12 protein-coding genes are annotated in these 13,596 nt (G+C 59.1%); 7 read left to right on the top strand and 5 right to left on the bottom strand.

Going from position 1 to position 13,596, the window contains the following annotated elements; translation table 11 throughout:
* Positions 1-2 precede the first annotated feature (2 nt).
* The gene (locus PY650_RS05635; RefSeq protein ID WP_285878056.1) at positions 3-593 is read right to left on the bottom strand and encodes a DUF1190 domain-containing protein; all 591 of its coding nucleotides are present in this window, start codon (positions 591-593) and stop codon (positions 3-5) included.
* A gap of 299 nt (positions 594-892) precedes the next feature.
* Between PY650_RS05635 and ypfJ the strand changes: the two genes are divergently transcribed.
* Entirely contained in the window at positions 893-1,834 is a 942-nt protein-coding gene (gene ypfJ, locus PY650_RS05640) for a KPN_02809 family neutral zinc metallopeptidase (RefSeq protein WP_285878057.1), read from the top strand.
* Positions 1,835-1,881: 47 nt separating this feature from the next.
* Here ypfJ and PY650_RS05645 read toward each other — a convergent pair whose 3' ends face one another.
* Positions 1,882-2,874 carry an aldo/keto reductase gene (locus PY650_RS05645; protein ID WP_285878058.1) on the bottom strand — a complete coding sequence of 331 codons (993 nt, stop codon included), beginning with the start codon at positions 2,872-2,874 and terminating at the stop codon, positions 1,882-1,884.
* 142 nt (positions 2,875-3,016) lie between these two features.
* Here PY650_RS05645 and PY650_RS05650 point away from each other — a divergent pair, with 142 nt between their 5' ends.
* From PY650_RS05650 to PY650_RS05665, 4 genes are all read left to right on the top strand, one after another.
* Positions 3,017-3,928: a LysR family transcriptional regulator gene (locus tag PY650_RS05650; RefSeq protein ID WP_285878059.1), complete on the top strand. Its 912-nt coding sequence runs from the start codon at positions 3,017-3,019 to the stop codon at positions 3,926-3,928.
* Positions 3,929-4,091: 163 nt separating this feature from the next.
* Positions 4,092-5,348: a TCR/Tet family MFS transporter gene (locus tag PY650_RS05655; protein WP_285878060.1), complete on the top strand. Its 1,257-nt coding sequence runs from the start codon at positions 4,092-4,094 to the stop codon at positions 5,346-5,348.
* Between the two features lie 147 nt (positions 5,349-5,495).
* Positions 5,496-6,893 (top strand): MATE family efflux transporter, encoded by a 1,398-nt coding sequence (locus tag PY650_RS05660; RefSeq protein ID WP_285878061.1) that lies wholly within the window; start codon positions 5,496-5,498, stop codon positions 6,891-6,893.
* An 89-nt stretch (positions 6,894-6,982) separates the two neighbouring features.
* Positions 6,983-7,555 carry an EVE domain-containing protein gene (locus PY650_RS05665; protein WP_285878062.1) on the top strand — a complete coding sequence of 191 codons (573 nt, stop codon included), beginning with the start codon at positions 6,983-6,985 and terminating at the stop codon, positions 7,553-7,555.
* A 100-nt stretch (positions 7,556-7,655) separates the two neighbouring features.
* On the opposite strand, the gene carA is transcribed toward PY650_RS05665, so the two are convergent.
* Positions 7,656-8,864: a glutamine-hydrolyzing carbamoyl-phosphate synthase small subunit gene (gene carA / locus PY650_RS05670; RefSeq protein ID WP_285878063.1), complete on the bottom strand. Its 1,209-nt coding sequence runs from the start codon at positions 8,862-8,864 to the stop codon at positions 7,656-7,658.
* 310 nt (positions 8,865-9,174) lie between these two features.
* On the opposite strand from carA, the gene PY650_RS05675 reads away from it, so the two are divergent.
* Entirely contained in the window at positions 9,175-9,627 is a 453-nt protein-coding gene (locus PY650_RS05675; RefSeq protein WP_285878064.1) for a GatB/YqeY domain-containing protein, read from the top strand.
* Here PY650_RS05675 and PY650_RS05680 read toward each other — a convergent pair.
* Positions 9,608-10,510 (bottom strand): hypothetical protein, encoded by a 903-nt coding sequence (locus PY650_RS05680; RefSeq protein WP_285878065.1) that lies wholly within the window; start codon positions 10,508-10,510, stop codon positions 9,608-9,610. The genes PY650_RS05675 and PY650_RS05680 overlap by 20 nt on opposite strands.
* Before the next feature lie 282 nt (positions 10,511-10,792).
* Entirely contained in the window at positions 10,793-11,029 is a 237-nt protein-coding gene (locus PY650_RS05685) for a hypothetical protein (RefSeq protein WP_285878066.1), read from the bottom strand.
* Positions 11,030-11,604: 575 nt separating this feature from the next.
* On the opposite strand from PY650_RS05685, the gene dnaG reads away from it, so the two are divergent.
* On the top strand, positions 11,605-13,596 hold the full coding sequence (dnaG, locus tag PY650_RS05690) for a DNA primase (protein WP_285878067.1): 1,992 nt from the start codon (positions 11,605-11,607) through the stop codon (positions 13,594-13,596).

A 13,596-nucleotide genomic window follows, 5' to 3' on the forward strand; every position in this document is an offset into this window, starting at 1 on the left:
CCTCAACCGGCAAGGTGAAAACCGCGGAAGCCCCAGCCGCCGCGTTCCACCGTTGTCGTCGAATTGACAGATGGTTTCGAATAGCCGCGCCAGGATCCTCCGCCACCGCCGGATGACGAAGAATGGGAAGGCTGGGTGCCGTCATCCTTCTTCCGTGACGCAAAATCGGTGTTGGCGATCGGCTTGCTGTTGGCGAGACTTTGCCCGGCAGCGGTTCTAAGATCGCTACTGCCACGCGGTTGGTACAGTGCATTGGCATTGTAGGTTTGCGCGACGTTGCCAACGACGTAGCCGGCCATGAAAGGAATGAAATGGCCCAGGCCGGCACGGTGGGCACCTGTTGTCGGCTGGCAATCGTTGACGCCATAGTCCTTTTCACATGCCGCCACCGTTTCGTAGGCCGGCGCATTTTGGAGGCGTTCTTTTTCGGCTGCCGCAAAATCGGATCGGCACCTCTCAGCCGTATAGATGTCTTCGGCGATGCAGGCATCGACGTCCTTGTAAATTTTTGCGGTGTTGTTGTCCTTCTGGCCACAGCCCGTCAGTGCCGCCGTTCCCATCACAAGCAGCGACACACTCATCGATCGTTTCATCAAACCCTCGGTGCATAGTTATGACGCGCATATACTTGCGCAACCGCAACGCGCCGCGAAATGCCGAATTGCGGTTGTCCACATGGTAATAAAATGCAACGTATCGGCGCGTGGAAAGACGTAGGTGGGCACCCGAGATATTTAAAGAATGCTCGCCCAGATTTTGTTACTGTCTGAGGTCCGATGGACATAATGGTGAAAATTTTCTTTCCGGTTTTCATAATTTATAGTGGGACGATGTATTTCAGAATGAGTTAGACTTTATTGTCTCAAGGACCTGCATCGCTGGAGGTGCAATCATGGATTGGAAGGGACGTCGGCAATCCGACAATATCGAGGATGAACGCGGTTCTTCGCAGATGGGCGGCAGTTCCGGGGGTGGTCCCTTCGGTGGCGGCGGCATGGGCTTTCCCGGCGGCGGCATGCGGCGCGGCGGCGGCTTGAGCATCAGCACCATTGTCATCCTGGTGGTGATTTTTCTGGTGCTGAGGGCCATGGGCGTTGACGTCATTGGGCTGTTGCAGCAGAGCGGCGCCTTGGATGGCGGCACCGGCCCTGGCTACCAGCAGAGTAATTCAAGCGGCGGCAGTGGCGCGCCTGCCAACGACGAGATGAAGCAATTCGTTGCTACGGTGCTTGCCGATACCGAAGACACTTGGACAGGCATCTTCAAGTCGATGGGCAAAACCTATACCGATCCGAAGCTGGTGCTGTTTTCGGGTCGTTTCCCTTCAGCTTGTGGCACGGCCTCTGCCGCGACGGGGCCGTTCTATTGCCCGAGCGATCAGAAGGTCTATCTCGATATGGCCTTCTTTCAGCAGATGAAGGATCAATTCGGCGCATCTGGTGATTTCGCGCAAGCCTATGTGATCGCCCATGAAGTCGGCCATCATGTTCAGGATTTGCTGGGGATTTTGCCGAAGTTCAATCAGGCGCGCCAGAATATGAGCGAGGTGGACGCCAACAAGTTGTCTGTGCGCATCGAGCTGCAAGCCGATTGCTTTGCTGGCATCTGGGGTAAGTTCACCCAGCAGAAAGGCATCCTGCAGGCTGGCGACCTCGAAGAGGCGCTGAATGCCGCGCAGCAGATCGGCGACGATACGCTGCAGAAGCGCAGCCAGGGCTATGTCGTCCCGGATAGTTTCAACCACGGCACTTCGGCGCAGCGTGTGAAATGGTTCAAGCAGGGCTTCCAATCCGGCAAGCTCAGCGACTGCGATACGCTGAATAATCCGGTTTGACTTCTGGCGCCTTCTCCCCTCTTATCCGAGGGGAGAAGGCAAAGCCCTTATTTTTCGCTATCTATATGCGCCAACTGCGCTTCCGGATAACGGCCGCCAGCGGCGGCGTCCTTCGGGACTGCGCGTTCGATCGCCGCGAAATCTGCTGCGGACAATTCGACAGACAGCGACCCGAGGGCCTCGGTCAGGCGATCGCGGCGGCGGGCGCCGATCAGGGGGATGATGTCCTTGCCCTGGGCTGCGACCCAGGCAATGGCGATCTTCGCCACGCTAACACCCTTGGCGTCTGCGATCTGGCGCAGGGCTTCCACAAGTTCCAGGTTCTTTTCGACATTTCCCGCCTGGAAGCGCGGGCTGAAGGCACGGAAATCACCGCTCTGCGCCGCGTCCTTCTGCCAGTGACCGCTGATCAGGCCGCGCGACAGAACGCCATAAGCGGTAATGCCGATGCCGAGCTCGCGGCAGGTGGGCAGGATCTGATCCTCGATACCGCGTGAGATCAGCGAATATTCGATTTGCAGATCGACGATCGGATGTACGGCCGCGGCACGGCGGATGGTGTCGGCGCCGACCTCGGAAAGGCCGATGTGCCGGATATAACCTTCCTTGATCAGCTCGGCCATCGCTCCGACCTGATCCTCGATCGGCACCTTCGGATCGAGGCGGGCAGGGCGGTAGATATCGATATGGTCGACGCCGAGGCGCTGTAGCGTGTAGGCGATGAAGTTCCTGATCGCGGCTGGACGGGCATCATAGCCCAACCAGGCGCCGGCCGGATCGCGCAGCGCGCCGAACTTGACGCTGATCAGGAAATCGTCGCGCTTAAGGCCTCTGATCGCCTCGCCGATCAGCATTTCATTATGGCCCATGCCATAGAAATCGCCGGTGTCGAGCAGGTTGATGCCGGCATCGAGGGCGGCGTGGATGGTGGCAATGCTTTCGGTACGGTCAGACGGTCCGTACATACCGGACATGCCCATGCAGCCGAGGCCGATGGCGGATACTTCGGGGCCAGTCTTGCCCAATTGACGCATCTGCATTTCAGTTCTCCTTGGTCAGCGGCGCCGTCAGACTTGTTAGATCAAGTTCCTCGCGGACGGCGTCTTCGTGATCGGTTTTACTCCATCGGCTTTTGTGCGATAATCCTGGCAAATCGAAACGGGTTGTTTGGAATTTCGTACAATGGATGATTTGCCACTTGCCGACCTCGATGCCTTCGCTGCTGTCGCCCGCGAGCGCAGTTTTCGTGAGGCGGCACGCAAGCGTCACGTCTCCGCGTCGTCGTTGAGTGAGGCGCTCCGACGGCTCGAGGAGCGGCTCGGCGTACGCCTGCTCAACCGTACCACCCGCAGCGTCACGCCGACAGAGGCCGGCGAGCGGCTGATCGAGCGGTTGGCGCCGGCGATAGGCGAGATCGCGACCGCGCTCGACGACATCAACACATTTCGCGACAGTCCTGGCGGGACGCTGCGGCTCAACGTGCCGACAATTGCCGCCATCGTCATCATGCCAGGGATCATCAACCGCTTCCTGCAAGCCTACCCGGGGATCTCGGTCGAAGTCGTCGCCGAAGACAGTTTTATCGATGTGCTGGCGGCGGGTTATGATGCCGGCGTTCGCTATGATGAGCGACTTGAACTGGATATGATCGCCGTCCCAATCGGGCCGCGGCAACAACGCTATGTCACCGCGGCGTCACCGGCCTATCTATCGGCGAACGGTACGCCCCGTCACCCGCGCGACATTCTGCACCATCGCTGCATCCGGCACCGCTTCGTCAGCGGCTCGGCTTTTCCCTGGGAGTACGAAAGGGAGGGCGAGACGATCGCCATTTCGCCGCCCATGGTTCTCGCGACGAATTCGGTCGACATCGAGCGTAGTGGCGCGGTGGAGGGGCTGGGCATCATCAGAACTTTCGCGGAATTCGTTGCACCACAGATCGAAAGCGGTGAGCTGATACCGCTTCTCGAAGATTGGGAAGCAGCTTTTTCCGGCCCGTTTCTCTATTACGCCAGTCGCCGCCACATGCCGGCGCCGCTTCGGGCCTTCGTCGACTTTGTGAAATTGGAGCAGCGCCGGCCGAACGAAGCATAAGCGCCGTCCACATGCCAAGGATCAAAAAAATCGTTCGATAAATCAGGAAGATTGAAGCGTTCACTGATTGTTTCCGGCAAAATCTTTAGGTAAGGGGAACGCTTCGTTTTTTCGTTCACGTTCTGTCTCTTCATGGAGATGGGGCCCCCCAGAGGCAAACTCCATGATCGACCAGAAATTCGTACGTCGCGGCCTGTTCCTCGTCTTCGTCATCCTATTCCTGGACGTCATCGGCATCGCCATCATCATGCCGGTCATGCCGAAATACCTGGAAGAGCTGACGGGCGCTTCGGTCAGCGAGGCGGCCACCGATGGTGGCTGGCTGCTGCTTGCCTATGCGGCGATGCAATTTCTGTTCTCACCGCTGATCGGCAATTTAAGCGATCGTTTCGGCCGCCGGCCGGTCTTGCTTGCCTCTGTGTTAACTTTCGCGATCGACAATTTTATCTGCGCCATGGCCGGCAGCTATTGGATATTGTTCGCCGGCCGCATCCTGGCCGGCATCAGCGGGGCGAGCTTCTCGACATGTTCGGCCTATATCGCCGACATCAGTACGGACGAGAACAGGGCAAAGAATTTCGGCCTGATCGGCATGGCCTTCGGCTTGGGTTTCGTGCTCGGGCCCGTCATTGGCGGGTTCCTCGGCGAACTCGGCCCGCGCGCACCCTTCTTTGGCGCGGCGGCGCTGGCGTTCCTAAACTTTATCGGCGCCTATTTCCTACTGCCGGAAACGCTGGAGCCGAGGAATCGCCGCCGTTTCGAGTTCTGGCGCGCCAGTCCGCTCGGGGCGCTGCGGCAGGTGCGCCGTTATCAGGGGCTCGGCTGGGTATTCATCGTCATGTTCTTCAACTGGCTGGCGCATGGTGTCTTTCCGGCAGTCTGGTCCTTCGTCACCTCCTATCGATATGGATGGACCTCGTTGGAGATCGGCATTTCGCTTGGCACCTACGGCATTGGCATGGCGCTGGTCATGGGGCTTGCTTTGCCTCGCATCGTGGCCGTGCTCGGCGAATGGAAGACCGTCGTGCTCGGGCTTAGCTTCTCGGGCCTGGGCCTGCTGGGATATGCCTTCGCCTGGCAGGGCTGGATGGTCTATGTCGTCGTCGTGTTAACGGTGATCGAAAATGTGTCGGATGCGCCATTGCGCTCCATCGCCGCAAGCAAGGTGCCGCCGTCGGCGCAGGGCGAGTTGCAAGGCGCTCTCGGCAGCCTCACCAGCATTACTGCGATCATCGGGCCGGTGCTGTTTCCCTATCTGTTTCGGTATTTTACCACGCCGACCGCACCCGTCGTATTCGCCGGTGCCCCGTTCATCATGTCAGCGATCCTGATCTTGGCAGCCGTGGTTGTCTTCGTTGCCAGGGTGCGCAAGGAAGAACCAAAGGCCATCGTCGAGCCGCCTGTTCAGGAAGTGGCCTAAATAATCATCAGATATTTTGATGATCTGATGAATTCTTCAGCATCAAGGTCTTGCCGACTGGCTTTTTAGGCCAAGTTGCGTTAAGTCGACAAGCTTGCGCACCCCTAGGTAGGGCGATTTGCGCTGTCTTAAAATCGAGTTTTAGAGATGGATATGCCAGTGGCTGCGCGCCCGTTCGCGCACGACAACAATAATTCGTGGTCTGCGCATCTTCGCGCCACCCTGGCGCTCGGCATCCCGCTGATCGGGGCGCAACTGGCGCAGCTTGGCATCAACACCACGGATGTGATGATCGTCGGCCGTCTCGGCGCCGAGCAATTGGCCGCCATGGTTCTTGCGGGCCAGTTCCTTTTTACGATTCTACTCTTCGGTTCCGGCTTTGCCATCGCCGTCGTGCCGCTGGTGGCGCAGGCCTATGGTCAAGGCGATGTCACGTCGGTTCGACGGGCATTGCGTATGGGTCTCTGGGCGGTCACCGTCTATTGGCTGATTGCGCAGCCGGCCTTTCTCTATTCCGAGCAGATCCTGTTGGCTGCGGGGCAGAAGCCCGACGTAGCGAAGCTTGCCAGCGATTATATCGCCATCGGCCATTTCGCCGTGCTGCCGGGCTTGCTCTATAACGTTATCCGCGCCTTGGTCAGCGCCATCGGCCGGGCTGGTGTCATCCTTTGTGTCACCATCACCATGCTGGTGATGAACGCGGTGCTTGCCTATTGCCTGGTACTCGGCCATTTCGGCATGCCGGCGCTCGGGCTGCATGGCGCAGCCATGGTGTCGGTCGCAGTGCAGACAGCGGGCTTCCTGTTCATCGTCGCCTACGTGCAGAGCCGCAAAGAGACACGCCGCTACGAAATCTTCGTCCGCCTTTGGCGGCCGGATTGGCATGCGTTGTGGGAAGTCGTTCGCCTTGGTTTTCCGATCAGCGTCACGGTTCTGGCTGAAGTCAGCCTGTTTACGGCCGCGTCGCTGCTGATGGGGCAGATCGGCACGATCGAGCTCGCCGCCCATGGCATCGCGCTGCAATGGGCGTCGATCGCCTTCATGATCCCGCTTGGCCTCAGCCAGGCTGCAACAGTTCGGGTCGGGGTTGCTCACGGGCAGGGAGACCACGCGGGGCTGACGCGTGCGGCGATCGTCGTGATCATCGTTTCGAGCCTCATCTCGCTGTGTGGCAGCATCCTGTTCGCGACAGCGCCGGCCTGGCTCGGAAGCTGGTTTCTTGACGTCAAGTCGGCCGATGCGCCGCGGGTGCTTGCCTATGCCGCGCCGCTGATTGTCGTGGCTGGCCTGTTCCAGCTCGTCGATGGCCTGCAATCGATCGCAAGCGGTCTGTTGCGTGGCCTGAAGGATGCGCGCGTGCCGATGATCCTGGCGCTGATCGCCTATTGGCCGATCGGCTTCTTCCTCGCCTGGCTGCTGGCATTCCCGCTCGGTTTCGGCGGCATCGGCATCTGGTTCGGCTTCCTGCTTGGTCTGGCCTCGGCGGCGGCGATGCTCTGCACGCGGTTCTACATTCTGGTGCGTTCGCAGAAGATCCCCGACTGACAGTGGAATCGATCCTCGATCGAGACTGCTGACAAAAATTGACAGCAAGTTCGTCTATAGTCGTCTCATACCAAAGACGGGAGATGACCATGACATTGAAAGCAAGCGATCATATTGATGCCGCGCTTTTCCCGCGGGAAGATTCCATTGATCAGGGCAGGATGGTTCGCCTCTTCCCTCACGCCAACGCGTCCGGCCGGCGTCCCGAACCGGCGCGGAAATCCTACTGGCTGGCAGTTGCCTGCGCTGAGCATGTTCGCCATGGCAGGGCACGGGGCTTCATGCAGGTTTGCCACGGCAAGCCCGGGCCGCTGAGGCGAGTGAAGCCGGGTGACGGCATCGTCTACTATTCTCCGTCGCTGACGATGGGGGACAAGGACGGCTTCCAGAGCTTCACGGCCATTGGCTATGTCCGTGACGGCGAGCCATATCCGGTGCAGATGGATTGCGCAAAAGCCTATCGGCGCGATGTCGATTGGCTCGATGCGCCCGAACAGCCGCTCCGCCCATTGCTGGGCTGGCTGGAATTTACCCAGGACAAGAACTGGGGCTACAGACTGAGATCCGGACTTGTCGCCTTTGGGGAGTCCGATTTCGAGTTCCTGCAGGAGATCATGACGAGCGAATTGGAAGTCGTGAAGCAGCGTCGCCTGCAGGCGTGAGCCGATGTGAAGACTTATTCCTCCCAAGTCGACGCATAAAAGAAGCCTCGGATTGGTTGCCAATCCGAGGCTTCTTTATGAGTTCAGGCAGTCGGCTTGCTCAGGCGCGCTCGGCCATTGCCGCTTCGCCCTTCTTCTGCCGCACCAGATTGACGAAGCGGCGGAAGAGGTAGTGGCTGTCCTGCGGGCCGGGAGAGGCTTCCGGGTGATGCTGCACGGAGAAAACCGGCTTGCCGGAAACGCGCAGGCCGCAATTGCTTCCGTCAAAGAGAGAAATGTGAGTCTCTTCAACGCCTTCCGGCAGAGTATTCGAGTCGACTGCGAAGCCGTGGTTCATCGATACGATCTCGACTTTGCCCGTCGTGTGGTCCTTGACTGGGTGGTTGGCGCCGTGGTGGCCCTGATGCATCTTCGCCGTCTTGGCGCCAAGTGCGAGACCGAGCATCTGGTGACCGAGGCAAATGCCGAACAATGGGATGTCCGTCTTCAGTAGATCCTTGATGACCGGCACTGCATATTCGCCGGTCGCTGCCGGATCGCCCGGGCCGTTTGACAGGAAGATGCCATCCGGCTTCAGCGCCAGCACGTCTTCGGTGGATGCGGTGGCCGGCAATACGGTGACCTTGCAGTCGAGGCCGGAGAAGAGCCGCAGGATATTGCGTTTCACGCCATAATCGAGGCAGACGACGTGATACTTGGCATCGTCGGCGTTGAGTTCGCCATAGCCTTCGTTCCAGATCCAGGGCGTCTGCGACCATTGCGACGACTGGCCGGAGGTGGCGACCTTGGCAAGGTCGAGACCTTCCAAGCCACTCCAAGCCTTTGCGTCCGCCTTCAGCTGGTCGATATCGAACACACCGTTGGGATCATGGGCGATGACGCCGTTTGGCATGCCGTTTTCGCGGATCCAGGCGGTCAATGCGCGGGTATCGATGCCACACATGCCAATAATGCCGCGAGCCTTCAGCCACTGGTCGAGATGCTTTGCGGCGCGGTAGTTCGATGGATCGGTGATGTCGGCCTTGAAGATGACGCCGACGGCGCCGTGGCGGGCGGCCGGTGTCAGATCTTCGATATCTTCGTCGTTGGTGCCGACATTGCCGATGTGGGGGAAGGTGAAAGTGACGATCTGGCCGAGATAGGAGGGGTCGGTCAGGATCTCCTCGTAACCCGTCAGCGCCGTGTTGAAGCAAACTTCGGCCTGGACCTTGCCGGTCGCGCCGATGCCCTTGCCTTCGATCACGGTGCCGTCGGAAAGAACGAGAAGGGCACTCGGCTTTTCAATTGTCCATGGGGCTGTCGCGGTCATTATCATCCCGTTTCCGGCGTCGTGCGCGGCCTTGAAAAGACCGGGGGCTTCCGCCATGTTTGTCGCAGATTTGCGGCCGGCGACCTCAGTCGCGGCTCGAGACCTTAATATCGATCTAATGTGCAGGTGCTGGACATAACCAAACAAGGCGCGCCGGTCAATGCGCGCTCATCGTTTCCTGTCAAGGAATTCGCCGGCTTTCGGTCGATCCAACGCAATTGCAATGATCGCCGCTCATGGTCTATGAGACTGGCAACGTGAAATGAGAGGCCAGGTGATCGTCGCCCGGCCTGCTTAGGGAGTTAAAGATATGATCCGCGAAACGCTTTCCAACGCCCAGAAGGATGCCATGAGGGCCAAGGATACGGCAAGGCTCTCGACTGTGCGCCTCGTCCTTTCCGCGATCAAGGACAAGGACATCGCCAATCGTGGTCTCGGCAAGGAACAGGCAAGCGACGACGAGATCCTCCAGTTGCTGGCCAAGATGGTCAAGCAGCGCGAAGAGTCCGTGAAGATCTATATGGATGGCGGCCGTCCGGAACTGGCCGACAAGGAGCGCGAGGAAATCGTTGTCATCCAAGGCTTCATGCCCGAGCAGCTTTCCGACGAGAAGGTGCGCGAAATCTGCGTCGCCGTCGTGGCCGAGCTTGGTGCGCAGGGCTTGAAGGACATGGGCAAATGCGTCGCCGCGCTGCGCGAGCGCTATGCCGGGCAGATGGATTTCGCCAAGGCTTCGGCGATCCTCAAAGAGCTTTTGAAGTAAGTTTCTGCCCTTCCATCGGCGCCGGCTCCGGCTGAGCGCCGAATGTCTCTTCAAAGACCGCGGCGATGATGGCGAATTTTTCGGCCTGATAATCCCAATATTCCTGAATAAAGCCACGCGACAGCCAGAAGGCGCTCTTTCCCGGCGTGCCCATCCAGCCGACGCTCCCCATAGCTGACGCCTTGCTCATCAGGCGCTTCACATGCGTTCTGGAGATAAGGAATCGGTCGCAGATCTCCGTGAACGAAATCGGGCCAATGGCGGTTCTCGCCGTCATCGGATCGAACGTTTCGATACGGGAGATCAGGTAGTCCATCATCACGCCGCCGGAATTTGCCCAGGTGAAAAGATCGAAGGTTTCGCCGGGATGACGGACTTTGTCGCTGGCGATGATCCTTGTCGCGATCGCCGGCTGCAGTGCCGCAACGATCTGCGGCCGTTCGAGGAAGGTCATGGCCCGCATGCCGCCATCGAGGCTGTCGAGTAGCGCCAAGTGTATATGGAGCCAGTTGGCGAAGTTTTCGACCGCCGTTTCGGTCGGCTCCATCGGCCTCACGCGCCTGTTGGGCGCATCGGCTAGATAGCGCAGGTAGCGATAGGCCAGCATTTCGTGGATGAAGCTGATCGCCGTATTGTGGCTGGCGATCTCATGGCTGAGGACGTAGTCGGCAAAGCGGCCGGCATGGATGCCCGGTTGCCCTCCGTCGGCTCCGCCGTAAAACAGCGCAAAGCCCGCCTGTGCCATCAGCCAGCGTTGCTGCGACGCGAAAATCGAACTCATGCGCGGATTTTCAGCGTAGCCAGCAACCATCTGGCGCGAGCAGCTAAGAACAGTTGTGAAGAAGTTAAGATCAGATGCGAGTTCGTTTGCGGTCAACGACATGCAGGGGTTTCCCGATGAAATTGCGGAACTCATTGGCACGGCGAAGGTGATTGTCAATGAATTTGCTGTTGCTGTGATGGCGCGATGTCGATCGAATTTGCGAGCTGCCGCCAACGGCAAAAATAGAGAAGGCAGGAGCTGGGGAAGCTCCTGCCTTCTTGCGCTTTGCAGCCGTTTGATGACGCAGGGTGGGGCCCAAAAATCAAACGTCTATCGCAAAGGCACTCAGGTGAGGCGGCGCCGGGGGTAGGGATGGTGCCTCACCTGAGTATGGGGTGAACTTTACCTGATGATCCTGATTTGCTGAGGCGCGTCTTGCGTCTGAGACCAGGATACCTGAACCTGGATGCCGGCCCTGAGCGCGTGAACTTTCGCATCAACCGGCAATTGATCGCCGGCACCGGTATGAAGCACGTTTGTCGTGACCGCCGGGGCTACGCTGTCTGTCGTCGTAGCCGAGCTATAGGTAGCTGTGGCGAAGAGGGCAGCGGCAGCAAAGGGTACGAGCAGAACGCGCATATTTGAATTCTCCTAAACTGAAAACCTGTACCTTTGGCTTTCCGTCCGGGGGGACGTCTAGGCATGTCGCGTCGCGAAGCATTTTGTTCGCCGGCTTGTCTCGTCCCGTGAGAAGAACGCTATTGCGGTGCACACGAACAATCAAATTACAAAAAAATAATGTTTGGCTTACCAACCGCGCCGCAAATGCGCCACCAATGGGCGAAATGGCGCGCCAATCGACCTTCGCCAGCGGTTGCCGCGGGCATCATCCCACGTCCTTGCCCATCCTCTCTGATAGTCAGTAATTCTTTGTTTTTGATGTGTTTTTCTTGCGCGACAAAGCTGTTGTCGCGGGCTCTCCTTGTGCACTTACAGGCTGCAGAAAGTCGATCGGATTGTTTGTGAGACGATGCCAAAATTGCCTTCCAGCAGATGCTCGAACATGAATTTTTCTGAGGTTTTCACGGAGTTGTGATCGGAAAAGTTGAATTCGCCCATCCCATCGGAGGGGCTGTGAATAGCGGGAGGTAGTGGTTGGTTCTCGTGGCAATGCGCTCCGTTCCTGATTATATGGGGGCAGGCCAGAGGTAATCATGCGATTTTCCAATACGTTTCTCGATGAGATTCGCGACCGCGTTCCCATTTCGGACGTGATCGGTCGACGTGTGACCTGGGATCGGCGCAAGACGAATGTGCCGCGCGGCGATTACTGGGCTTGCTGCCCATTCCATGGCGAAAAATCGCCGAGCTTTCACTGCGAAGACCGCAAGGGCCGCTATCATTGCTTCGGCTGCGGCGTGACGGGCGATCATTTCCGTTTCCTGACCGACCTCGAGGGGCTCAGCTTTCCCGAAGCGGTGCAGCAGATCGCCGACATGGCGGGCGTTCCCATGCCGGTCGCCGATCCAATGGAAGCCAAGCGCGAAAAGGAACGCACGTCGCTTCTCGACGTCATGGAGATGGCGACGCAGTTCTTTCAGGATCAGCTCCAGACGGCAAACGGGGCAAGGGCGCGCGCTTATCTGCGCGATCGCGGTCTGACTGGCCGAACCATCGAGACGTTCCGCCTTGGCTATTCGCCGGATAGCCGCAATGCGCTGAAGGAATTTTTGGCCGGCAAGGGCGTGCTGAAGGAGCAGATGGAAGCTTGTGGCCTGGTTGTGCACGAGAATGTACCGGTCTCCTATGACCGTTTCCGCGACCGCATCATGTTTCCTATTCTGTCGTCGCGCGAAAAGGTGATTGCGTTCGGCGGCCGGGCAATGTCGCCGGATGCACCGGCCAAATATCTGAATTCCAATGAGACCGAGCTCTTTCACAAGGGCAATGTGCTCTATAATTTCTCGCGCGCGAGACGTGCCGCCCAGGGCAATGACGGCGCCGGCACGATCATTGCCGTCGAAGGCTATATGGACGTCATCGCGCTCTATCAGGCTGGCGTCGAAAACGCTGTCGCGCCGCTCGGCACGGCACTGACGGAAAACCAGCTCGAACTGTTGTGGAAGATGACCCCGCAACCGGTACTCTGCTTTGATGGCGATGGCGCCGGCATTCGCGCCGCCAATCGTGCCGCCGATCTGGCGCTGCCGCACATCAAACCCGGCCGCACGGTCCGTTTTGCGCTTTTGCCGGATGGCAAAGACCCGGACGATCTGGTGCGCCACGACGGTCGCGCGCCTTTCGAGAAAGTGATGGCGCAGGCAAAGCCACTGGCGGAAATGATATGGACCCGCGAAGCGGGCGGCGGCACCTTCGATACGCCGGAAGCACGCGCAGAGCTTGAGGCGCGGCTGAAGCAGATCGTTTCGGTTATCGCCGATGAGAACGTCCGCCGACATTATCAACAGGACATGCGCGACCGGTTGCACGGGTTGTTCCAGCCGCAGTTCCAGCGCGGCGGCAATCAGCAGGGACGCGGTTTTTCCCGCGATGGCAATGGCCGCAATTTCGGCGGCCGTGGCGGGCAGGGCAGGGATCGGCAGCAGGTCGCTCATATAACGGCGTCGGATCGCCTGACGCGTTCAGGCATGATCAAGGGCCATCAGGACATTCCGGGCCTGCGCGAGAGTGTGCTGGCGGTGACCATCGTCAATCACCCGCTGCTGTTGCAGGACGAATATGATGAGATCGCCGCGATCGATTATGAGAGCCGCCAATTGCAGCGTCTATGGTCCGCCGTGCTCGGCGCGGCAGCGGCTACAGCCGGTCCGCAGCTTACCCGCGAACGGCTGCTCGAGCAGTTGGAGGAAAAGGGTTTCGCCCCGTTGCTGAAGAGCCTCGACCAGCAGGTGCGCAATGCCCGGCTTTGGACGGCGACCGAGGAGGCGGCCACGGAGGATGCACGCGAAGGTTATCGCCAGGCACTTGCACTTCACAAACGCTCGAAGGCTTTGCGTTGGCACAAGATTGAGCTCGAAAGCGCGATCGCGGAGGCAACGGAAGAGGGTGACGGGGATCTCATCGAGCAGTTGATGCGCGCTTTGCAGGAAGTGCAGCTCGAAGCTTTGCGCCTGGAGAACCAGGAAGCGATCATCGACGGTTTTGGCGTGTTGTCCGGCCGCATCAAAGGGGCCGCGGGGAAATAG

The sequence above is a fragment of the Martinezella calliandrae genome (assembly GCF_030272695.1).
Classification (GTDB): Bacteria; Pseudomonadota; Alphaproteobacteria; order Rhizobiales; family Rhizobiaceae; genus Rhizobium; species Rhizobium calliandrae.